Source organism: Lawsonibacter hominis (assembly GCF_014287895.1).
Lineage (GTDB): Bacteria > Bacillota > Clostridia > Oscillospirales > Oscillospiraceae > Lawsonibacter_A > Lawsonibacter_A hominis.
Genome location: NZ_JACOPP010000005.1, coordinates 137,977 through 159,871 on the forward strand (window position 1 = coordinate 137,977; position 21,895 = coordinate 159,871).

Below are 21,895 nucleotides of genomic sequence, written 5' to 3' on the forward strand. Positions count from 1 at the left end.
GCATCACACGGCAAGCCGCGCCGAAAAACCCGGCGCGTTACTGCTCCTGTTGACCTCTTTGCCGACCGGCTGGAGGTGAGGACGGGGGTACCGTTCCTGCTTTATTGTGCGTTGACAGTATAACAGAGCTCCGGCGCCTTGTCAATATAAAAATGTACCGGCGCGCGGCGCAGAATGCGATGGCGGCGTTTCCTGCCTCGCCCTGTAAAGGAAGTCCGGGGCGGCCATCCTTGGATGGCCGCCCGGAAGATCGTAGTCATCGCGCCCAGTCCCGGCTGCGGCCCACGGCCTTATGCCAGCCGGAGAGCAGGGATGCCCGCCGGCCTGGGTCCATGGCGGGACGAAAAGAGGTGTCACAGATCCACAGCTGCCGCAATTCGTCCAGATCCCGCCACAGCCCGACGGCCAGACCGGCCAGATAAGCGGCGCCCAGGGCGGTGGTCTCCCGAATCGCGGGGCGGCGCACCGTGCGCTCCAGAATGTCGGCCTGGAACTGCATCAGGAACCGGTCCCGGCTGGCCCCGCCGTCGGCCCGGAGCTGGTTCAGAGGCAGGCCGGTGTCCGCCTCCATGGCCCGGACCAGATCGTAGACCTGATAGGCGATGGATTCCTGGGCGGCGCGGATGATATGCTCCCGCCGTGTGCCCCGGGTCAGGCCGACCAGCGTTCCGCGGGCGTACATATCCCAGTAGGGGGCGCCCAGGCCCGTGAAGGCGGGCACCAGATAGACCCCGCCGTTGTCTTCGACCTTTCGGGCGTAATATTCCGCGTCCCGGCTCTCCGTGAAAAAGCGAAGCTCGTCCCGCAGCCACTGGATGACCGCGCCGCCCACGAAGACGCTGCCTTCCAGGGCGTACTGCACCTTGCCGCCCAGTCCGACGGCGATGGTGGTCAGAAGGCCGTTGCGGCTGACGCAGGGTTCCGTCCCGGTATTCATCAGCAGAAAGCAGCCGGTGCCGTAAGTGTTTTTGGCATCGCCGGGCGAGAAGCAGGTCTGCCCGAACAGGGCGGCCTGCTGGTCGCCCGCCATGCCTGCGATGGGGACCCTGGCCCCCTGGATCTCGGTATAGCCGTAGATCTCGCTGGAGGAGCGGACCTGGGGCAGCATGGCGCGGGGAATGTCCAGCGCCTGGAGCAGGGTGTCGTCCCAGTCCAGCTTGCGGATATCGTAGAGCATGGTGCGGGAGGCGTTGGTGGGGTCGGTGGCGTGAACGGCCCCGCCGGTGAGCTTCCACAGCAGCCAGGAGTCCACAGTCCCGAAGAGGATATCGCCCCGGCGGGCCTTTTCCCGGGCGCCGTCCACGTGATCCAGCAGCCATTTGATCTTGGTAGCGGAAAAGTACGCGTCCGGAAGCAGCCCAGTGGTGGAGCGGATATGCGCCTCCAGGCCTTCCGCCGCCAGCTGGTCCACGAGGTCCGCCGTGCGGCGGCACTGCCAGACGATGGCGTTGTGGATGGGACGGCCGGTGTGCCGGTCCCACAGCACGGTGGTCTCCCGTTGGTTGGTAATGCCGATGGCGGCGAGGTCCCCGGCATCCACGCCGGACTGGGCCACCACCTCCATCATGACCGCGTACTGGGAGGACCAGATCTCCATGGCGTCGTGCTCCACCCAGCCCTCCCGGGGGTAATACTGGGTGAATTCCTTCTGCGAGACGGCCAGGATGTTCTGCGCCCGGTCAAAGAGGATGGCCCGGGAACTGGTAGTGCCCTGATCCAGGGCCAGAATGTAGTTGCCCATAGCACGGCTCCCTTTATCCCGTTGACTTAGTCTTCGCCGTACCCGTTCGGATGCGCGGCGTGCCACTTCCAGGCGGAAGCGATGATCTCCTCCACGCCGGTGTGTTTGGGCTGCCAGCGCAGTACCTCCATAGCCTTCCGGCTGGAGGCGATCAGGGTCGCCGGGTCGCCCGGACGGCGGGGCGCTTCCGTGACCGGGATGGGATGACCGGTGACCTTCCGGGCCGCCTCGATGATCTCGCGGTTGGAGAAGCCCTGGCCGTTGCCCAGATTGAAGGCGGCGGAGGGATTGCCCTGTTTCAGATAGTCCAGCGCCAGCAGGTGAGCATCGATCAGATCCTCCACATGGATATAATCCCGCACGCAGGTGCCGTCCCGGGTGGGATAGTCGGCGCCGTAAAGGGAGAGACGCTCCCGCTTGCCCTGGGCGACCTGAAGAATGACGGGGATCAGATGGGTCTCGGGCCGGTGATCCTCCCCGATGGATCCGTCATGCCAGGCACCCGCCACATTAAAGTAGCGCAGCGCGCAGAATTTGAGGCCGTGGGCCTGGTCGCACCACCGGAGCATATGCTCCACGATGAGCTTGCTCTCCCCGTAAGGGTTGGTGGGCAGCTGGCGGTCGGTCTCCACAATGGGGATGTGCTCCGGCTCGCCATAAGTGGCGGCGGTGGAGGAAAAGACCAGATAGGGGACCTGGAATTCGATCATGGTCTCGATCAGGGAGAGTCCGGCGGTCACGTTGTTGCGGAAATAGCGCTCGGGTACGTCCATGCTTTCGCCCACCAGCGAATAGGCGGCAAAGTGGATGACCGCCTCGATGGATTCCTTCTGGAACACCTCCCGCAGAAACGTGCGCTCGCCCACGTTCCCCACATAGAGCCGCCCGCCTTTGAGGGCGGCGCGGTGGCCCTTGGACAGGTCGTCCACGACCGCCACATCCGCGCCCGCCTCCAGCAGGGAGGCCACACAGTGGGAGCCGATATACCCGGCGCCGCCGGTCACTAGGATCGCCATAATCACATTACCTCCATGATCTATAACGTTTCAAGCAGGAAACGGCCGATGCTCTCCATGGCCTCGTTGGCTTTTTTCATGGGGAACATCTGGAATACGTGCCAAAGTTCCGTCCATACCTCCAGCTTGCAGGGGACGTTGGCCTGGACCAGCCGGTCCCGCAGGCGGATGGAGTCGGACAGCAGCAGCTCGTTGGTGCCCGCCTGGATGAGGGTGGGCGGAAAGTGCTTCAAATCGCCGAAGAGGGGAGAGAGCAGGGGAGAGGACCAGTCCTGCCCCCGGGCGTAAGCGTCCCGCACGGCGTAGATATAGTTGAGGGTGAGCACCGGGTCGATCTCCGCGCGCTCCTGATAGGACTTGCCGCTGGCGGTCATGTCGGTCCAGGGGGAGAGCAGGATGAGGGCGCGGGGCAGGCGGCGCTGGGCCGCGCGGAGCTGATGGGTGAGCACCAGGGCCAGATTGCCTCCGGCGGAGTCGCCGGCCACCACCACGTCCCGGGCGCCGAACCCTTGGTACATCAAGTGATCCCAGGCCGCCGCGGCGTCCTCCACGGCGGCGGGGTAGGGGTGCTCCGGCGCCAGACGGTATTCGAAGGTCAGCACCGGGTAACCGGACACGTGGGCCAGCTTGGAGGCAAGAATGCGGGAATATCCGAGGGTACCGCTGGTATAGCCGCCGCCGTGACAGTAGAGGATGCATCGCCGCCGGTCGTAGCCACGGCTGGGGCGGACCCAGGCGGCGTTCATAAAACCGAGCTGGAAGGGCTCCCAGCTCATACCCGCCATGGGGGCTACCAAACGGCCCAGCAGCTCCTGCCCCTTGCGCTGCTTGTCCAGATCTTCCGGGTCCATGGTCTCGGGCGTGGCCGCGGAGTGGATGGCCTTCAGCGCGCGCAGGAACGGGTCCAGACGCCGCTGCTCAGCCTCGCGCCGCTGCTCCGGCGTACGCCGGGCCAGCTTCATGTGGGGACGGTCCTGCTCCATAAAAATCCTTCCTTCCGCCGCCCTGCGCGGCATAAATCAGACCAAACCGCTCTCGGGGCAAAATGGGCCTGGCCGTCCGGCGACCCGGCAGGGGGGATGCTGCACCCTGCCGGAAACGCCCACTGCCGCAGTGCCTGCATGGCGCAGCCGCACAGCGGCACGGCGCCGCCCAGCAAAGCACATACGCGGAGCCGTTTTTCTGAAATTGCGCGGCGCTTGCCGCGCGAACAAACCGTATATCCGTTTGTTGTGCAGGCATTATTATAGCATGCCCGGCTGTTAAAAGGAAGGGGAAGATACGGCAGGTTTCCCCTTGTGGCGCGTGCCGTAACGTGGTATGCTAAAGAAAACGGAGTTGGACGAGGGGGCGGGAACATGGCGAAGGACCGGCGGGGCGGCAAGCCGGAGTGGTATCCGCTGGACAACGCGGGCGTACTGTACTCCGCCATTCAGAAGGAGAACTATTCCGCCATCTACCGCTTTTCCGCCGTCATGGCCGCTCCGGTGGACCCCGACGCCCTCCAGCGGGCGGTGGAGCGGACCATGCCCCGCTTTCCCAGCTTTGCCGTGCGGATCAAACGGGGGGCGTTCTGGCATTATTTCGAGCCCAACCATGCCGCCGGTCCCTTCGTGAAGCCGGATATCGCCAATCCCTGCCAGCCGGTGCGCTTCCAGGAGGACAACGGCTGGCTGGTGCGGTTTTACTACTATGAAACGCGCATCTCGCTGGAGGTCTTCCATGCGGTGAGCGACGGCGCTGGGGCGCTGGTCTTTTTCAAGACCCTGCTGGCGGTCTATCTGCGGGAATTGGGCCATATCATTCCCAATACCTGCGGGATCCTGGATGTGGACGAGCCGCCCCGTCCGGAGGAGCGGGAGGATGCCTATGAGCGTTATGCCACGGTAAAGGCCCGGCGGTCCGGCCTGGAAAAGAAGGCCTATCCGAATACCGGAACGCCGGAGCCCTTTTATACCCTGAATGTGACCATGGGCTTTTTGCCGGTGGATCAGCTGAAGGCCCGGGCGAAGGGATACGGTGTGTCGATCACGGAGTATCTGACGGCGGTGCTGCTGAAGGTTATCGTGGACAAGCAGCACCGGGAGCGCCCCCGCCGGGAGAAGCCGGTGGCGCTGGCCATCCCCATCAACCTGCGGGCCTGGTTCCCGTCGGAGACGCTGCGCAATTTCATCCTGACCGTACGCCCCTGCATCGATCCCTCGCTGGGGGAGTATACCTTCGCGGAGGTGGTCTCCCAGGTCCACCACTTTCTGCGGCTGAATATCAACCGCCAGCAGATGCAGGCCCTGTTGACGGGCAACGTGAAGTTTACCACCAACCGATTGCTGCAGATCGTGCCCATCGTGCTGAAAAACCCGGTGATGGCCCTGGGCTACCGCCTTTCGGGCGTGCGGCCCTATTCGGGTACCTATACCAACCCCGGCCCCTTCCCGGTGCCGGAGGAGATGGCCCCCCACATCCGCCGCATGGAGGTTATTTTGGGGCAGGCCACCAATCCGCGGGTCCACTGCGCCTCCATCAGCTACGGCAATACCATGGAGATCACGTTCGCCGGGACCCTTCAGGAGACCGACACCGAGCGGGATTTCTTCCGCTTCCTGGTGCGGGAGGGCATCCCCGTAAAGGTGGAGAGCAACCGCACGGTCCGCTCCGAACTGATGTTTTAAGGAGGCGTCCCAATGTCCTATTGTGTCAACTGCGGGGTGGAGCTGGACGCCACCGCGTCCTTCTGCCCGCTGTGCCATACGCCGGTGCTCAACCCCGGCCAGCCGGTGGACGAGCACGCGCCCAAGCCCTTTCCCACCCAGCGGGGCGAGGTGGCGCCCGCCTCCAAACGGGAGCTGGCGCTGCTCATCACGGCCATGCTGGCCTCGGTGGCGGTATGCTGCGGCGTGCTCAATCTGTTTTTGAACCAGCAGCGGCCGTGGTCGCTTTACGTCATCGGCGCGGCAGTGATGCTGTGGATCTGGTTCGTGCCGCCGCTGCTGGCCCGGGGGATGCACTTGCTGCTGCGGCTTTTGCTGGATGTGGCGGCGGTGGCCATCTATGTGTTCCTCATCTCCGTGGATCTGGACGGGCGAAGCTGGTTCTGCGGTCTGGCGCTGCCCATCATTCTGTGGGGCGGCGCGATCCTGCTGCTGCTGGGGCTGGTGCTGCGGGTCTACCGGCGAAGCGTCCTTACCAGTGTGACCATCCTCATCGGCAGCGTCGGCGTGCTTTTGTTCGGAGTGGAATTTTTCCTGGACCGCTGGCTTTCCGGGTCCTGGGAGCCCTCCTGGTCGGTGGTGGTGCTGGCCGTCTGCGCCGGACTGACCATCCCGCTTCTGGTCATCCGCAGGGTGCCCTCTCTCCGGGAGGAGGTGCGCAGGCGCTTCCACCTGTAAGGCACGGGCGCTGATATGCAGAATAAAACGAATATTATGCATAATGTGGGAAAAATATCGGAAAAATACGGGGGTCAATTCGCATATTTATGCGAATTGACCCTTGCTTTTTCCAAGGGCGCGTGATACACTGTTTCCAACATCAGAAAACAGTATCACAACGGAGGTCATTACCATGTCTGAGATCAAAAAAGTCGTGCTTGCCTATTCCGGCGGCCTGGATACGTCCATCATTATCCCCTGGCTGAAAGAGAACTACAACGACCCCGAGATCATCGCCGTCTCCGCCGACGTGGGCCAGGGCGACGAGCTGGACGGTCTGGAGGAGAAAGCCATCAAGACCGGCGCGGCCAAGCTGTACATCGAGGACCTGGTGGACGAGATGGTGGACGACGTCATCATCCCCTCCATGCAGATGGGCGCCAAATATGAGGATTATCTGCTGGGCACCGCCTTTGCCCGGCCCATCATTGCCAAACGGCTGGTGGAGATCGCCCGGAAGGAGGGGGCGGACGCCATCTGCCACGGCTGTACCGGCAAGGGCAACGATCAGGTCCGGTTTGAACTGGCCATCAAGCGTTTCGCCCCGGAGATGAAGATCATCGCCCCCTGGCGGGAGTGGTCCATCAAGGGCCGGGACGAGGAGATCGACTATGCCGAAGCCCACAACGTGCCCCTGAAGATCTCCCGTGAGACCAACTATTCCAAAGACAAGAACCTGTGGCACCTCAGCCATGAGGGCCTGGACCTGGAAGACCCGGCCAGCGAGCCTCAGTACGACAAGCCCGGTTTCCTGGAGATGAGCGTGTCTCCCGCCATGGCCCCCGACCAGGCCACCTACGTGACCCTGGACTTTGCCCAGGGCGTGCCTGTGGCCATCGACGGCGAGCAGAAGAAGGCCAGCGATATCATCCGCAAGCTGAACCAGCTGGGCGGGGCCAACGGTATCGGCCTGCTGGACATCGTGGAGAACCGGCTGGTGGGCATGAAGGACCGCGGCGTATACGAGACCCCCGGCGGCGCCATTCTCTACCGCGCCCATGAGGTGCTGGAGATGATCACCATCGACAAGGACACCAAGCATATGAAGCAGAAGCTGGCGGTGGACTTTGCCGACCTGGTCTACAACGGCAAGTGGTTCACACCCCTGCGGGAGGCGCTGTCCGCGTTTGTGACCGCGACCCAGAAGCATGTGACCGGGACCGTGAAGCTCAAGCTTTACAAGGGCAACATCATCACCGCCGGCGTTACCTCTCCCGAGACCCTTTATTCCGAGAATCTGGTCACCTTTGAGGAGAGCGATTACAACCAGAACGACGCCACCGGCTTTATCAACCTCTGGGGCCTGCCGGATACGGTGCAGGCCCTGCGGGAGCAGGGGAAGCTGTAATCGGTAAAAAGGCTCCGCCTTTTCGGCGATTCGGCTGCAGGCCGCCGCGCGCACTCGCCGCGCCTGCACGCCTGGGGCCTGAGCGGTATGCCTGCCCGGCGCATGTCCGAGCAAACACGATCGGAATTGACTTGCCGCTTCGGCGGCAGAGCTGTGATGCTGAGGAAGGCGGCGGCGGCTGGCCGCCGCCTTCGCCTTAGGAAGGAGCGATACTATGAAACTCTGGGCAGGCCGGTTCCAAAAGGAGACCGATACCCTGGTCAATGATTTTAACTCCTCGATCTCCTTTGACGCGCGGATGTACAAGGAGGATATTGCAGGCTCCGTCGCCCATGCGGCCATGCTGGGCAAGCAGGGGATCATCGAGGCGCACGAGGCGGAAAAGATCATCGGCGGCCTCCAGGCCATCCTGGCGGACATCGAGGGCGGCCGGGTGGAGTTCTCCCTGGAGAACGAAGATATCCACATGAATATCGAGACCATGCTCACCCAGCGGATCGGGGACACGGGCAAGCGCCTGCACACCGCCCGCAGCCGGAACGACCAGGTGGCCGTGGATTTCCGCCTCTTTGTCAAAGAGGAGATCCCGCAGATGATCGCCCAGGTGCTGGATTTGGAGCGGGTGCTGATCCAGAAGGCAAAGGCCAATCTGGAGACCGTTATGCCCGGCTATACCCACCTCCAGCGGGCCCAGCCCACCACCTTTGGCCACTATATGATGGCCTACGCCAATATGCTCAAGCGGGATGTGACCCGTCTGGAGGACTGCCTGGAACGGATGGATGAGTGCCCGCTGGGGGCCGGCGCTCTGGCTGCCTCCACCTATCCGGTGGACCGCTTCGCCACCGCAGCCGCCCTGGGCTTTCGGAAGCCCACGGATAACTCCATGGATTCCGTCTCCGACCGGGACTTCGCCATCGAGCTGCTTTCGGCCTGCTCCATTTTGATGATGCACCTGTCCCGCTTTTCGGAGGAGATCATCCTCTGGTGCTCCTGGGAGTTCAAGTATGTGGAGCTGGACGACGCTTATTCCACCGGCTCTTCCATCATGCCGCAGAAGAAAAACCCCGACGTGGCCGAACTGGTCCGGGGCAAGACCGGACGGGTGTACGGTTCGCTCGTTACCCTGCTCACCGTCATGAAGGGCCTGCCGCTGGCCTATAACAAGGACATGCAGGAAGATAAGGAGTGCGTGTTCGACGCCATCGACACGGTAAAAATGTGCCTGCCGGTGTTTACCGCGATGCTGGATACCCTGACCGTCAAGGAAAAAAATATGCACCGCGCGGCCGCGGGCGGCTTCATCAACGCTACGGATTGTGCCGACTACCTGGTCAAAAAGGGTATGCCCTTCCGGGAGGCGTATATGATCGTGGGGCGGCTGGTGAATATGTGCATCAAGACCGGAGAGACCCTGGACACCTTGCCGCTGAAGGACTTCCGTTCGGTTTCCGGCGTGTTCGACGCCGATGTGTATCAGGCGCTGGAACTGAAGACCTGCGTCAACGGCCGCAAAGTCTACGGCGGCCCGGCCAAAGAGGCAGTGGAGCGGCAGATCGAAGCCATCGAGCAGTTTGTGAGGGAGCGGACATGATGGGGGAACGGGCCGCCGGAGACGATCGCGCCGAGCGGCGCGCACAAGCGTTTTGCCGCAGGCAAAACCTTGGCGCAGGGGCAATTGAATTGTCCCGAGCAGGTGAAATCAACGGGGGTCCCCACGGGGCCGGCCCCGTGGGGCGCTGCGGCGGCCCGGCCAAAGAGGCGGTGGAGCGGCAGATCGAAGCCATCGAGCAGTTTGTGAGGGAGCGGACATGATGGGAAAACCGGTCATCTACATCGACGGTCAGGAGGGCACAACCGGCCTGCAGATCGATAAACGCTTGGGCAGCCGGGACGATATCGAGCTGCTGCGCATCCGCGAGGATAAACGCAAGGATCTGGAGGAGCGCAGAAGGCTCATCAACGAGGCCGATCTGGTATTTCTCTGCCTGCCGGACGCCGCCGCGGCGGAGGCGGTGAGCCTCATCGAAAATCCCAATACCCGGGTTATTGACGCATCCACCGCCCACCGGACCGCCCCCGGCTGGGTGTACGGCTTCCCGGAGCTGTACAAGGACCCGGAGCAGACCATTGGGACGGCCCGCTTCGTGGCCAACCCCGGCTGCCATGCCACGGGCTTTCTGGCCACGGTGGCCCCGCTGATCCAGATGCGCATCCTGCATCCGGATTACCCCCTGACCTGCTATTCCCTCACCGGCTACTCCGGCGGAGGAAAGAAGATGATCGCCCAGTACGAGGGGGAGGAGAAGCCGGAAGAGCTGTACGCCCCGCGTACTTACGGCACCACCCTCAAGCACAAGCATCTGGCCGAGATGCAGAAGATCTCCGGCCTGGAGGCGCCGCCGGTGTTCTGCCCCATCGTGGATGACTACGAGAAGGGCATGGCCACCACGGTGATGCTCCATAACCGTTATCTGAAGGGGCAGCCCACCGCCCGGGAGCTGAGTCTCATCCTGGCGGCCTATTACGCCAAGCAGCCCGTCGTGCGCGTGGCGCCTTATACGCAGCAGCCGCAGTTCCTCGCGTCCAACGTGCTGGCCGGGTCCGACGGGTTGGAGATCACCGTCAGCGGCCATGAGCGGCAGAGCATCCTGACCGCCCGCTTTGACAACCTGGGCAAGGGCGCGTCCGGCGCGGCGGTACAGAACATGAATCTGATGCTGGGGTTTGCGCCCACGGCCGGACTCAGCCTGTAGGAGGAGAAGAAGATGAAACAAGTACCCGGCGGCGTGACCGCCCCCAAGGGATTTACCGCGTCCGGCGTCCACTGCGGCGTCAAAAAGGGCAAGGGGGACGGCAATCAGCCCCCCACGAGCAAGATGCCGGAGGTGCTGGAGGGAAAAAAGGATCTGGCGCTCATCGTCTCCGAGCAGCCCTGTGCGGCGGCGGCCGTGTATACCATGAACCGGGTGAAGGCCGCGCCGCTGTATGTGACGATGGACCACCTGGAAAACGGCGAGGCCCAGGCCATCGTGGCCAACTCCGGAAACGCCAATGCCTGCGCCCCCAACAGCCATGAGCATGCCGAGGAGATGTGCGCCCTGGCGGCCCGGGCCACGGGGCTCAAACCCTCCGACTTTGTGGTGGCCTCCACCGGCGTCATCGGGCAGGAGCTGAACATCGCCGCCATCCGGGCGGGGATGCCCGCGGCGGCGGCGGCTCTGTCCAGGGACGGCTCCGACGCGGCGGCCAACGCCATCATGACCACCGACACGGTGAAGAAGGAACTCTCCGTGACCTGCCTTGTGGGGGGAAAAACGGTCACCATCGGCGCCATCGCCAAGGGCTCCGGCATGATCCACCCCAATATGGGCACGATGCTCTGCTTCGTCACCACCGACTGCGCCATCACCCACGAGCTGCTCGCCGAGGCCCTCCATGAGATCGTCCCCCGCACCTTCAACCGGGTCACAGTGGACGGCGATACCTCCACCAACGACATGTGCGTGGTGCTGGCCAACGGTATGGCGGGCAACGCGCTGCTCGAGTGGAAGGACGACGGCTATACCGTTTTTTATAAGACGCTGTACGGTGTCTTTGAGCAGCTGGCCCGCAATATCGCCGCCGACGGCGAGGGCGCCGGAAAGCTGATCACCGGTACAGTGCGCGGCGCCCGCAGCGAGGAGAGCGCCGAGCGCCTGGGCAAGGCAGTGGTGGGGTCTTCCCTGGTCAAGGCGGCCATGTTCGGCTCCGACGCCAACTGGGGACGGGTACTCTGCGCCATGGGCTACTCCAAGGCCCCCTTCCGGCCGGAGTATGTGGACGTGAAATTCGCCTCTGCCGTGGGGGAGGTCCTGGTGTGCCGGCAGGGCGCCGGGGTGGACTTCGACGAGGCCCTGGCCAAGAGTATCCTGAGCCAGGATGAGGTCGTCATTGACGTGGACCTGCACGAGGGCGACCATCAGGCCACCTGCTGGGGCTGCGATCTGACCTATGATTACGTAAAGATCAACGGCGATTACCGGACCTGAGCCGGCGAGCGGCCCCGCCCCGGAAACCGAGCCGGCGCGGGAGATTTTAAGCTTGGAGTGAGGCGCGATGTCCTATTCCCACGTGGAGCGGGCCCAGGTGCTGGCGGAGGCCCTGCCCTATATCCAAACATACTACGGAAAGACCGTGGTGGTCAAATACGGCGGCAACGCCATGATCTCGGAGGCGCTGCGCCAGGCGGTCATCTCCGATATCATCCTGCTCCATCTGGTGGGCATCCGTGTGGTGGTGGTCCACGGCGGCGGGCCGGAGATCACCGACATGCTGCGGAAGATCGGGAAAACGTCCCGCTTTGTGGATGGCCTGCGCTATACGGACGAAGAGACCATGGACATCGTGCAGCAGGTGCTCTGCGGCAAGGTGAACAAAAATCTGGTGGCCACGCTCAACCGCATGGGGGGAAAGGCCATCGGTCTTTGCGGCATGGACGCGGGGCTGTTCCAGGCCAAAATGCTGGACGAAAAATACGGCCTGGTGGGCGAGATCACGCAGGTGGACCCGCGCCTGGTGGTGGATGCCCTGGAGGATGGCTACATCCCGGTGGTCTCTACCGTAGCCCAGGGCGTCGACGCCGATACCGCCTATAATATCAATGCGGATACCGCCGCGGCCAAGCTGGCGGTGGCCCTGGGCGCGGAGAAGCTGATCCTGCTCACGGACGTGCGGGGCCTGCTCCGGGATCCCGGGGACGAAGGGACACTCCTCCGGGTGGTGGAGCTCTCCCAGGTGCCCGGCCTGATCAAAGACGGGGTCATCCAGGGCGGCATGATCCCCAAGGTGGACTGCTGCGTGGAGGCGGTGCGCTCCGGGGTGAAGCGCACCCATATCCTGGACGGGCGCATCCCCCATTCCATCCTGATCGAGCTGTTGTCCGACGAGGGCATCGGCACCATGCTGCTGTAGGGGGGCGGAAAAACGTGGATCATTCTGAATTAACGGCGCTGGACCGCCGGTATGTCATGCAGACCTACGGCCGCTTTGATGTGGACATCGACCATGGGACAGGGGCCACCCTGTACGACCTGGCGGGGCGGGAGTACATCGACTTCACCTCCGGCATCGGCGTGTGCTCCATCGGGTATGCAAACCCCAAGTGGGCGGACGCCGTCGCCGCCCAGGCGGCGAAGCTCGGGCATGTGTCCAACCTGTTTTATACCCAGCCCTGCGCCAAGCTGGCCGAACAGCTGTGCACCCGCGCCGGTATGGCGGCGGCTTTCTTTGCAAACTCCGGCGCGGAAAGCAACGAGGGCGTCATCAAGCTGGCCCGCAAATACAGCTTTGACAAGTACGGCAAGGGGCGGGGGACCATCATTACCCTGAAAAATTCCTTCCACGGGCGTACCATCACCACCTTGACCGCCACCGGGCAGGACGTGTTCCACAACTACTTTTTCCCCTTTGACGAGGGATTCCGCTATGCCCGGGCGGGCAGTATGGACAGTGTGCAGGAGGTAGCGGGCCACGATGTGTGCGCCGTCATGCTGGAGCTGGTACAGGGCGAGGGCGGCGTACTGCCCATGGAGCCGGACTTCGTCCACGATCTGGCGGTGCTCTGCGCCGAGCGGGACTGGCTGCTGCTGGTGGACGAGGTGCAGACCGGGATCGGCCGCACGGGTACGCTCTTTGCCTTTCAGCAATACGGCATCCTCCCCGACGCGGTCTCCTTCGCCAAGGGCATCGCGGGCGGCCTGCCCATGGGCGGATTTTTGGCCAGCGACCGTACCCGGGCGGTTCTGGGCCCCGGTACCCACGCCACCACCTTCGGCGGCAACCCCATCTGTGCCGCCGCCGCTCAGGTGGTGCTGGATACCCTGGATGAGGATGCCCTGGCTGCGGTCCGCGCAAAGGGGGAATATCTGCGCGCTCGCATCGAGGCGCTGGGCTCCCCCTATCTGGGGGCCACGCGGGGCCTGGGCCTGATGATCGGCGTGGAGGTCAAGGGCGGCGCGACCAACCGGGAGCTGGCCGGACGGCTGATCCAAAACGGCCTGCTGGTGCTGACGGCGGGAACGGCCCTTCGGCTGCTGCCTCCGCTGACCATCACGCAGGAGGAACTCGATCGGGGACTGGCCATTCTGGAGGAGACCCTGCTGTGACCGGCCCTGCGGCGGGGAGAAACGATGAGAATAAAACGCCCGCGCGGAGACTTGTCCCGCTGCCGGCATTGATGAGGTGAAAAACATGCAAAAGGACCTGCTCAAGCTGTTGGATCTGTCCCGGGAGGAGATCACCAAGATCCTCAACGTGGCCGACCAGATGAAGTACAACCAGAAGCACAACCTGACGCACAATTACCTTGCGGGCAAGACGCTGGCCATGATCTTTGAAAAGAACTCCACCCGCACCCGCGTCTCCTTTGAGACCGGCATGTACCAGCTGGGCGGCCACGCGCTTTTCCTCTCCGGCAAGGAAAGCCAGATCGGCCGGGGCGAGCCCATCGAGGATACGGCCCGGGTGCTCTCCCGGTACTGCGACGGCATCATGATCCGCACCTACGGCCAGGACGAAGTGGAAACGCTGGCCCGGTATGCCTCCATCCCCGTGATCAACGGGCTGACCGATTTTGCCCACCCCTGTCAGGTGCTGGCGGACCTGATGACCATCCGGGAACACATGACCCGTCTGGAGGGCCTGAAGCTCTGCTTCATCGGGGATGGGAACAACATGGCCAACTCCCTCATCGTGGGCGGTCTCAAGTGCGGCATGGACGTGAGCGTGGCCTGTCCGGAGGGCTATGATCCGGATCCGAAGGTGCTGGATTTTGCCCAAAGTGCGTCCGGTGCGGCGTTCCGGCTCTGCCGCAGACCGGAGGAGGCCGCCGCGGATGCCGACGTGGTCATCACCGACGTATGGGCCTCCATGGGCCAGGAAGAGGAGCGGGCCAAGCGCGCTTTGGCGTTCGCCGGTTACCAGGTCAACGACGCTCTGATGGAGCTGGCGCATCCCGGCGCCATGGTGCAGCACTGCCTGCCCGCCCACCGGGGGGAGGAGATCACTGCGGAGGTCTTCGAACAGCACGCGGGCGAGATCTTTGACGAGGCGGAAAACCGCCTCCACGCTCAGAAGGCGGTCATGTACCTGCTCATGGGCGGTGAAAAAACGCTGTAAGAGCAAAACGACGGCGCCCCGCTCCGATTTGCGGAGGGGAGCGCCGTTTCCGTGTAAACGTCAAATCGCACGGCGCGCAAAAAGGCCGCCATCTCAGTGTGTAGGTATTGAGACGGCGGTCAATTATGTTTTGGGAATCCCGCATTCTTGGGGAGCGCTCTTGGGGAGGAAGGGCTGCGCCCATGCTTTATCCGTCTGGCACGACACAGGCGCGTTGTGCAGGCGCCAAGCCGGGCAGCGGTAGGGAACCGGATTGTTTCCTTTTGCGGTCTCAATCAGGCTGTAGATCACAGCGCTGAACCGGGCGCCGGCCGGCGTGTTGCAAGGGCCCATTCTTCCGGGCCGTCACAAAGGGCTTTAGGCTGCGCCCGGCACGGTTGTTGCTCAGTTCCGGCCTGCCGCCCTCCAGACAGCGCAACAGATACGGCCACTGCTCCGGCGGATAGTGCAGCGCTTTCCCCAGGGTGGGTTCGGGCGCCGTTGTGGGCTGGGGCCCGCCCATTTTTGTACCCCCTTAAACTGTACAGGCGAAAAGATACTTACGGATGAAGATAAGCAATTCCTCCTGATGCTTCACTTGCGTTAAACCAGCTTCCCAATACCCGGTTTTGCCATGACCACTTGGTGTAGAAAGCAACAGTAGCGCATCAAATGTGCCGCCTTTTACTGCGTGGATGGGTTCGGATTCCTTTGGCTAGGGTATCACCGGACAATTCCCCACGCACGTCTTGGCGGCCAATTTGCCCCACAAATGCGTTGCAAAACCTTGCAATACAAAAAGTATTCCTGCGGTTTCGCGCCTTTTTGCGGCACAAATTTTCGCGCCAATCCGCACGCGTTGAATGATGCGGTAATGCCCTATGTTTATAAGCCCGATAGGCGAGTTCGTTGTCCCCTTGGGGGCAATTTGATATTTATATCAACGACGGATCTGCCGATTGCACGTATATGAGGATTAATGACCTCGGATGTTTTTTATTAGAGGAAAAATTGAGCAGGGATCAGAAAATAGGGAGGAGCGCAAGAAAATGGAATATGTGTGTTGCGAGAGAGGCCTATCATCAAGTAATCTTGCTCTTTGTCCGTGTAGTATCCCTCTCTAATATGCGGGGCAATGCGGTATAGGTTTGTATCAGCATCGCTGGGTCACGCACTCTTTTTAGCAAAAGATTCCCGGCCTGGACACCCAGGCTAAACAGGTCGATATCGATCACGGTAGGCGGGACCGACACGGCCGGCGAATATGGGTAATCATCAAATGCCACGAGCTCGATTTCTTCTGGCACCGATAGCCCCTTGACCTCGATAGCTCGTATCGTACCAACTGCCATCAGGCCGTTCGTGCATATGATCCCATCGGGCGGATCAGATAACTCTAATATCCTTGTTGCGGCCTCATAGATCGCATTGATATCCGGATCGTTGTAGGCGATATATTCATCACGTACTTCTAAACCTACGGTTTCCATCGCGGCTCGGAAGCCGCGAAGACGGTCCATAAATATTTTATCTGTTTCATGATCGCCCATAAACGCTATTTTTCGGCTGCCACAAGAAAAAAGGTGCTCAACGGCAAGATTTGCGGACAGCATATTATTGATGTCTATCCAGGATAGAAGCGTATCAAAGTCTGGCTTTCCGATACAGATTTGAGGGAAGTCGTATCGCAACATAAGCCGCTCTATTTGTGGTGTAGCAAATACTCCGCTCAATATGATCCCGTCAGCACTATGACTCAAGATGGCTTCTTCAAAAAGCTCTTTTGGATGTTTCCCACAGGAATCCAGGTTCAGCAAGGACAGATGATACCCTTTGCGGCTCAATTCGTGACTGACCCCACATATGATATCGAACATATGCGGATTCTTATAGGGCGCCCCTTTATAGAAGTTATCCGCATATAGTATCGTTTTGTTGGACCGCCGTGCCAAATTCGCCGCTGAAGCGTTAGGCACATAGTTCAACTCTTTCATGATCCGCAAGACGTTCTCTCGGGTTGCGGGAGACACATACATCTTCCCGTTGATTACTTTACTGACGGTGGCGGTAGACACGTCGGCTGCTTTTGCAATGTCTTTTATGGTAATCGTCATAAAACAGTTCCGCCTTTCACAAAAGGATAAAGCGATTTACTAATTTGTACAAAAAGATACAGAGTTCAATATTGACACCCTAGCTGCACAATGCTATTCTTTGGTTAGATTATATAACATAACGGCTATGCTGTCAAAGTTTTTGATTTAAAAAGCAAAAATTATTTAATGGATTAGCCTTTATATATAGTAAAACGCTTTCCTTTGCTGAGCCAGAACAATCAAATATAATTGATTTGAAAGGAGAACTAAAAGATGAAAAAAGGTATTGCGCTCTTGCTGTCTCTCACTCTATGTATCGGACTCTTTTCAGGCTGCAGCTCTACTGCTCAAAACGAGCCGGGCGACACCCCTCCCACAGCGACTCAGCCAGTCGGCGGGTCTGCCCCCGTCGAAGTCAAGATTTGGCACGATGGCGATGAGGCCATCATGCAGACCATTGCCGACCAAGTCAATTCTCAGCTGGAAGAAGACGGTATCACGGTCACCTTTGAAAAAAAGACCGATATGCCCAGCCAGCTCAAACTCTATGGGAACGACCCGGCAAACGGTCCCGATATGTATTTCTACGCGCATGATGTCCTCGGCACTTTTGTTGCGATGGACATTTTGGCACCTCTGACAGATGTGATCGATACCGATTCCGTTTTGGCCAAAGCGCTTTCGCTCACGGTCGAAGCTGGCCAGCTGGACGAGACCCAGTATCTGCTCCCCGTCTACTTCGAAACTCTGGTCTTTATCTACAACAAAGACCTCTGGGAGGGAGATATCCCCACAACGACCGAGGACCTCTACGACTACATGGCAGCTCACACGGATACAGCGGCAGGTACTTACGCGGTGGTCAACCAACACACAAATGCCTACAATGTCTCCCCGTTTATCAACGGTTTCGGCGGGTATGTGATCAGTGAGGACGGCATGCCAGGCCTGAATGACCCGAAGACCATCGAGGCGGCTGAATACAACAAGAAATTTGCCGCGCTTGAGTCTGACGGAGACTACAACACCGTGACCACGCTGTTCAACGAGGGGAAAGCCGCTGCTATCATCGGGGGACCGTGGCTGACTTCTGGCATTGAGGCCGCTGGCATTGATTATGGCATCGTTTCTCTCGCTGACATCAAGCTGCCGAACGGAAACGGTATGGCTCCTTTTTCCGGCATCCAGGGCGCTGGCGTCCTAAAGATCGCGTTGCCCGATAAAAAAGAGGCCATCGCGAAAGTTCTGACTGCCATGGCCTCTCCCGAAGTGGGCGTCGCCCTTGCCACCAAATCCGGCTGTGCTCCAGCCAATAGCAAGTCCTATGAGGATGAGCAGGTCGCGTCGAACGAGATGATCGCGGCTATCCAAAAAACAGCATCTACCGCACGTCCGATGCCCAATATTCCTGAGATGAACGTGATGTGGTCGCCCGCTGAGTCTATGTTCGTGGCGATCAACAAGAATGGTGAGGATGTGGCAAAAGCTGCAGCAGATGCCCAAGCCGCCGCAGAGCAGGCAATTGCAGATATGCAATAGTCTTTTCCTGTGGGGACGACGGGAGACGTCGTCCCCACTTTTTCTTAGCGAGGTGCTGTGATGAGACATAGATTCAAGACGAAGGCGTGGCTCTACCTTACGCCTGCGCTATTGATCATTTTTATCGTGATCGTGTTCCCGATTCTTTATACAGGCTATATCTCTGTTACCAATATGAGCCTGTACCATTGGAGTGACTATAAGGTCATTGGGCTGGACAACTATGCTAGAGCGCTATTTAAATTCGATTCTGTCTTTCTCAGTGCATTGCTCACCACAGTTTTGTGGACCGCTCTTAACATGGTCATCCAGCTTGGCGTTGGATTCCTCATCGCGCTCGGGCTAAATACACCGAAACTCCGGCTCAAGCGCGTCTATAAGACACTCTTGATGGTTCCTTGGGCAGTTCCCGCCTATATCTCGATCCTTCTGTGGCGGGTTGGGATGTTCAACATAGAATTTGGTGTGTTGAACAAACTGCTGACACTTATGGGCTTCGGGAAAGTTGATTTTCTTTCCAACAATGTTATCGCCTTTTGTTCCTGTATGGCCTTGAACCTGTGGATGGCGCTTCCCTTTATGATCGCCACCATTGACGGAGCGTTGCAAAGCATCGACCGGGGGCTATATGAGAGCGCTACCCTGGACGGCGCCGGATTTTGGGGCAAGATCCGGTATATCACAATACCAGGTATCAAGCCGATCATCGCCCCCGCAGCAGTCATGACGACCTTCATTACATTCAAACAGTTCGATATCATCTATCTGCTGACACAGCAGCGCGGATATATGACGGGTGCGACGCTCAATACAGTGATTACGTATGCCCATCAGAACGCATTCGTATCGAATAACTATGGACTTTCCGGCGCAGTCAGTATGTTGCTTTTCATCGTCATCATATTGTTTTCGCTCCTGACCAATCGCAGCCTGCAGGAGGATTGAGCCATGAGAAGGATATCCAAAAGGAAACACCGCGAGAAGATAAGACTCGTCACTTTGAATTTTATCTTCATTATCCTGTGCTTCGTGACTTTGATCCCCATTTTTTATACGCTGTCCGTTTCCTTCAGCGGCCAAGGCGCCGCATTATCCGGGAGTCTATCCTTCCTGCCAGAGAACCCTACGCTCGAAAACTATCGTGCCATCCTCCTGGATGAGCCATTTCTCTTGTGGTTGAAAAACTCCCTGATTTTGAGCGTTGGCACGATCACCATCTCGATGATCTGCGCCGTGCCTGCCGCCTATGCGGTATCTCGATGGCGGTTTCCCGGCCGGTGCGGGATACTAAAGGCGCTTCTCGTTCTAAACGCATTCCCACAGGTGTTGTCTATGTTCGCATTGTTCCGCGTGCTAAAGACGCTCGGACTCTTGAATTCTCATATCGGTTTGATGATGATTTATGCCGGTTCGATGTGTGTTTTTGCTATCTGGAACATGAAAGGCTACTTTGACACCATCCCAGTCGATATTGAGGAGGCGTCAAAAATAGATGGTGCCAACAATACGCAGATGATCCTAAGGATCGTCCTGCCCTTGGCAAAGCCGGCGATCACCGTCACCTGTGTCATGGTCCTTATCACAGTCTGGAACGAATATCTGTTTGCAACTACCTTTTTGCTCGACAGCGATTCCTATTCTTTGGCAGGCGGCCTTTATCAGCTGCAGTCAAATGATTACAGCCGGAGTTGGCCCATGTTCACAGCAGCGTCTGTTTTGGCTTCGGCGCCCCTGTTGTTGATTTTCTTCAAAATTCAAAAGTACATGGTTTCTGGACTTACCGCTGGAGGTGTGAAGGGCTAGATCAGCTCAATACAGAATGAAAGGAAATCATTATGATCGATCGTCAGGCTGTACTTCATATTCCTTTGTCTCAATATGCATTTATCAATAGCGAGATCAGTATTACTCTTCGGATTCGCGTTGCGAGAGACGGCCTTACGCGATGTGTACTTCACTTTGGCGACAGGGTCTGCCCCAGCGATCCCGTCATTTTCTCATCTCTAGAAATGGAAAAGGTCGCCACAGATCTCGACTTCGACTATTATGAGATCACATTCGATAGCCCCTATACTCGGGTATGCTACTATTTTGAATTGTGCGATTCCGATGAGAGGCTCTATCTGTTTGCGGATATCCTCTCAAAAGTTCTCCCGCAGGAACGCAGTGAATTCTACCAGTATCCATTCATGCGGAGAGAAGAGATCAGCACAGTCCCCGACTGGCTCAAGCAGGCGGTTGTCTACAATATCTTTCCGGATAGCTTCGCTTCGGAGTGGCGCTTTATCCGGGGGACTCCATCCGAAACAGGGTGGGGGAGCGATGTGGTCCTCAAATCCAAACTGGGCGGGACGATCAGAGGGATCACTGCGAATTTAGACTATATCGCAGACCTGGGATTTACCTGTCTCTATATCAATCCGATATTCGCAGCGGGAGAATATCACAAGTATGACGTCCTGGACTACTTCAATGTCTCCCCCAACATGGGCACCAACGAGGATTTCCATGAACTCGTCTCCCAAGCCCATTCTCGCGGCATACGTGTAATCATCGACGGGGTCTTCAACCATTGCAGCTGGTACTTCTTCGCGTTCGACGATGTCGCTCGCAATGGCGAACGTTCCAAATACAAGGATTGGTTTTACGACCTGCGGTTTCCTGTTATTCGCCCTGAAAACGAGAGCATCCGTCCTACATATAGCTCTTTCGCGTACGAGAGGAAGATGCCCAAACTCAACACTTCTAATCCAGAGGTCCGGGAATACTTCATGGAAGTCTGCGAACATTGGATTCGAGACTATGGCGTAGACGGCTGGAGGCTCGATGTGGCTAACGAGGTGGATCGCACGTTTTGGAGGGCCTTCAGGCAAAGGAGCCGTGCGATAAACCCGGAGAGCGTCATGATCGGTGAGATCTGGGAGAGTTCCGAGACCTGGCTACAGGGCGATATGTTCGACTCCACCATGAACTATGATTTCAGGAAAAATTGCAGAGACTTTTTTGGAACAGAAGCCATCAATGCGACCGAATTCAACGCACGTGTGACCAAAATGAATTATCGCTATCCCACAGGTATTTTGCAGGGCCAGCTCAATCTGCTGGACAGCCATGATGTGAACCGATTCTTCTCCTATTGCCAAAAAGACATCCGCAGATTGCGGTTGGCAGAGGTATTTCTCTTCACGGCACCGGGTACGCCCTGTGTATTCTATGGGGATGAACTTGGAATGGACGGTGACCACGAAGAAACGCTTCGCGGCCCCATGCCATGGGATGCTCCCTTCCATGATGAACGTGAATTTTTCCGCACATTGGTGACTCTGCGGCGCGAAAACAAAGCTCTGATCTATGGTTCGTATAGGGCCCTCTTCATGGACGAGGATGGGCTGTATATCTACAGGCGTCAGCTAAAGGAGCACACCGTGACTATAGCCCTCAACGCACGTAATCATACTGCAAAACTGGAGGATATGGATCCGCTGACAGATCCGATGATGTCGGATGGCTTTGAAGCGGGCCGGCTTGCTCCCTTTGGATATGCGGTTTGGACACAGTGATGCCATCAGCTAGAAGAAGGTGTCGCCCAT

19 protein-coding genes are annotated in these 21,895 nt (G+C 59.1%); 14 read left to right on the forward strand and 5 right to left on the reverse strand.

Features of this window, described 5'->3' with window-relative positions; all coding sequences use genetic code 11:
• Positions 1–256 precede the first annotated feature (256 nt).
• Genes glpK through H8S57_RS05835 form a run of 3 tightly spaced genes read right to left on the reverse strand, consistent with a single transcriptional unit; the run spans position 257 to position 3,740 of the window.
• Positions 257–1,741 carry a glycerol kinase GlpK gene (gene glpK, locus H8S57_RS05825; protein WP_186907132.1) on the reverse strand — a complete coding sequence of 495 codons (1,485 nt, stop codon included), beginning with the start codon at positions 1,739–1,741 and terminating at the stop codon, positions 257–259.
• A 26-nt stretch (positions 1,742–1,767) separates the two neighbouring features.
• Positions 1,768–2,757, reverse strand: a complete 990-nt coding sequence (galE, locus tag H8S57_RS05830) for a UDP-glucose 4-epimerase GalE (protein WP_186907133.1) — start codon at positions 2,755–2,757, stop codon at positions 1,768–1,770.
• Positions 2,758–2,777: 20 nt separating this feature from the next.
• Positions 2,778–3,740, reverse strand: coding sequence for an alpha/beta hydrolase (locus tag H8S57_RS05835; protein WP_186907134.1), 963 nt, complete (start codon positions 3,738–3,740; stop codon positions 2,778–2,780).
• 375 nt (positions 3,741–4,115) lie between these two features.
• On the opposite strand from H8S57_RS05835, the gene H8S57_RS05840 reads away from it, so the two are divergent.
• The 10 genes from H8S57_RS05840 to argF all read left to right on the forward strand — a co-directional run bounded on the left by H8S57_RS05840 (position 4,116) and on the right by argF (position 14,691).
• Positions 4,116–5,426 (forward strand): hypothetical protein, encoded by a 1,311-nt coding sequence (locus H8S57_RS05840; RefSeq protein ID WP_186907135.1) that lies wholly within the window; start codon positions 4,116–4,118, stop codon positions 5,424–5,426.
• Positions 5,427–5,438: 12 nt separating this feature from the next.
• Entirely contained in the window at positions 5,439–6,143 is a 705-nt protein-coding gene (locus tag H8S57_RS05845) for a DUF6320 domain-containing protein (protein WP_186907136.1), read from the forward strand.
• Positions 6,144–6,318: 175 nt separating this feature from the next.
• The gene (locus H8S57_RS05850; protein ID WP_186907137.1) at positions 6,319–7,533 is read left to right on the forward strand and encodes an argininosuccinate synthase; all 1,215 of its coding nucleotides are present in this window, start codon (positions 6,319–6,321) and stop codon (positions 7,531–7,533) included.
• Between the two features lie 214 nt (positions 7,534–7,747).
• The gene (gene argH / locus H8S57_RS05855) at positions 7,748–9,127 is read left to right on the forward strand and encodes an argininosuccinate lyase (RefSeq protein WP_186907138.1); all 1,380 of its coding nucleotides are present in this window, start codon (positions 7,748–7,750) and stop codon (positions 9,125–9,127) included.
• Between the two features lie 89 nt (positions 9,128–9,216).
• On the forward strand, positions 9,217–9,348 hold the full coding sequence (locus H8S57_RS17670; protein WP_256413544.1) for a hypothetical protein: 132 nt from the start codon (positions 9,217–9,219) through the stop codon (positions 9,346–9,348).
• Positions 9,348–10,289: an N-acetyl-gamma-glutamyl-phosphate reductase gene (argC, locus tag H8S57_RS05860; protein ID WP_186907139.1), complete on the forward strand. Its 942-nt coding sequence runs from the start codon at positions 9,348–9,350 to the stop codon at positions 10,287–10,289. Before H8S57_RS17670 ends, argC begins: the two co-directional genes overlap by 1 nt.
• Positions 10,290–10,301: 12 nt before the next feature.
• On the forward strand, positions 10,302–11,564 hold the full coding sequence (gene argJ, locus H8S57_RS05865) for a bifunctional glutamate N-acetyltransferase/amino-acid acetyltransferase ArgJ (RefSeq protein ID WP_186907140.1): 1,263 nt from the start codon (positions 10,302–10,304) through the stop codon (positions 11,562–11,564).
• 67 nt (positions 11,565–11,631) lie between these two features.
• Entirely contained in the window at positions 11,632–12,486 is an 855-nt protein-coding gene (argB, locus tag H8S57_RS05870) for an acetylglutamate kinase (RefSeq protein ID WP_186907141.1), read from the forward strand.
• 14 nt (positions 12,487–12,500) lie between these two features.
• The gene (locus tag H8S57_RS05875) at positions 12,501–13,679 is read left to right on the forward strand and encodes an acetylornithine/succinylornithine family transaminase (protein WP_186907142.1); all 1,179 of its coding nucleotides are present in this window, start codon (positions 12,501–12,503) and stop codon (positions 13,677–13,679) included.
• An 85-nt stretch (positions 13,680–13,764) separates the two neighbouring features.
• On the forward strand, positions 13,765–14,691 hold the full coding sequence (gene argF, locus H8S57_RS05880; protein WP_186907143.1) for an ornithine carbamoyltransferase: 927 nt from the start codon (positions 13,765–13,767) through the stop codon (positions 14,689–14,691).
• A gap of 271 nt (positions 14,692–14,962) precedes the next feature.
• Here the strand turns inward: argF and H8S57_RS05885 are convergent, their stop codons facing one another.
• Both H8S57_RS05885 and H8S57_RS05890 read right to left on the reverse strand, forming a co-directional pair.
• Complete coding sequence (locus tag H8S57_RS05885) at positions 14,963–15,193, reverse strand: IS66 family transposase (protein WP_186907144.1); 231 nt, start codon at positions 15,191–15,193, stop codon at positions 14,963–14,965.
• A 559-nt stretch (positions 15,194–15,752) separates the two neighbouring features.
• Positions 15,753–16,784: a LacI family DNA-binding transcriptional regulator gene (locus H8S57_RS05890; protein WP_186907145.1), complete on the reverse strand. Its 1,032-nt coding sequence runs from the start codon at positions 16,782–16,784 to the stop codon at positions 15,753–15,755.
• Between the two features lie 255 nt (positions 16,785–17,039).
• Between H8S57_RS05890 and H8S57_RS05895 the strand changes: the two genes are divergently transcribed.
• The 4 genes from H8S57_RS05895 to H8S57_RS05910 all read left to right on the forward strand — a co-directional run bounded on the left by H8S57_RS05895 (position 17,040) and on the right by H8S57_RS05910 (position 21,865).
• Complete coding sequence (locus tag H8S57_RS05895) at positions 17,040–18,305, forward strand: extracellular solute-binding protein (protein WP_186907146.1); 1,266 nt, start codon at positions 17,040–17,042, stop codon at positions 18,303–18,305.
• Positions 18,306–18,416: 111 nt separating this feature from the next.
• Entirely contained in the window at positions 18,417–19,250 is an 834-nt protein-coding gene (locus tag H8S57_RS05900; protein WP_243204716.1) for a carbohydrate ABC transporter permease, read from the forward strand.
• 3 nt (positions 19,251–19,253) lie between these two features.
• Positions 19,254–20,108 carry a sugar ABC transporter permease gene (locus H8S57_RS05905; protein WP_207723714.1) on the forward strand — a complete coding sequence of 285 codons (855 nt, stop codon included), beginning with the start codon at positions 19,254–19,256 and terminating at the stop codon, positions 20,106–20,108.
• A 32-nt stretch (positions 20,109–20,140) separates the two neighbouring features.
• The gene (locus H8S57_RS05910) at positions 20,141–21,865 is read left to right on the forward strand and encodes a glycoside hydrolase family 13 protein (protein ID WP_186907148.1); all 1,725 of its coding nucleotides are present in this window, start codon (positions 20,141–20,143) and stop codon (positions 21,863–21,865) included.
• Positions 21,866–21,895 lie beyond the last annotated feature (30 nt).

Excerpts from the sequence above, each read along its gene's own strand:
- argC (WP_186907139.1), top strand. The coding sequence starts at position 9,348 with ATGGGAAAACCGGTCATCTACATCGACGGTCAGGAGGGCACAACCGGC.
- H8S57_RS05910 (WP_186907148.1), top strand. The coding sequence starts at position 20,141 with ATGATCGATCGTCAGGCTGTACTTCATATTCCTTTGTCTCAATATGCA.
- H8S57_RS05885 (WP_186907144.1), bottom strand. The coding sequence starts at position 15,193 with ATGGGCGGGCCCCAGCCCACAACGGCGCCCGAACCCACCCTGGGGAAA.
- H8S57_RS05895 (WP_186907146.1), top strand. The coding sequence starts at position 17,040 with ATGAAAAAAGGTATTGCGCTCTTGCTGTCTCTCACTCTATGTATCGGA.
- argJ (WP_186907140.1), top strand. The coding sequence starts at position 10,302 with ATGAAACAAGTACCCGGCGGCGTGACCGCCCCCAAGGGATTTACCGCG.
- argF (WP_186907143.1), top strand. The coding sequence starts at position 13,765 with ATGCAAAAGGACCTGCTCAAGCTGTTGGATCTGTCCCGGGAGGAGATC.
- galE (WP_186907133.1), bottom strand. The coding sequence starts at position 2,757 with ATGGCGATCCTAGTGACCGGCGGCGCCGGGTATATCGGCTCCCACTGT.
- argH (WP_186907138.1), top strand. The coding sequence starts at position 7,748 with ATGAAACTCTGGGCAGGCCGGTTCCAAAAGGAGACCGATACCCTGGTC.
- H8S57_RS05840 (WP_186907135.1), top strand. The coding sequence starts at position 4,116 with ATGGCGAAGGACCGGCGGGGCGGCAAGCCGGAGTGGTATCCGCTGGAC.
- H8S57_RS05905 (WP_207723714.1), top strand. The coding sequence starts at position 19,254 with ATGAGAAGGATATCCAAAAGGAAACACCGCGAGAAGATAAGACTCGTC.
- H8S57_RS05845 (WP_186907136.1), top strand. The coding sequence starts at position 5,439 with ATGTCCTATTGTGTCAACTGCGGGGTGGAGCTGGACGCCACCGCGTCC.
- H8S57_RS05850 (WP_186907137.1), top strand. The coding sequence starts at position 6,319 with ATGTCTGAGATCAAAAAAGTCGTGCTTGCCTATTCCGGCGGCCTGGAT.
- H8S57_RS05890 (WP_186907145.1), bottom strand. The coding sequence starts at position 16,784 with ATGACGATTACCATAAAAGACATTGCAAAAGCAGCCGACGTGTCTACC.
- glpK (WP_186907132.1), bottom strand. The coding sequence starts at position 1,741 with ATGGGCAACTACATTCTGGCCCTGGATCAGGGCACTACCAGTTCCCGG.
- H8S57_RS05835 (WP_186907134.1), bottom strand. The coding sequence starts at position 3,740 with ATGGAGCAGGACCGTCCCCACATGAAGCTGGCCCGGCGTACGCCGGAG.
- argB (WP_186907141.1), top strand. The coding sequence starts at position 11,632 with ATGTCCTATTCCCACGTGGAGCGGGCCCAGGTGCTGGCGGAGGCCCTG.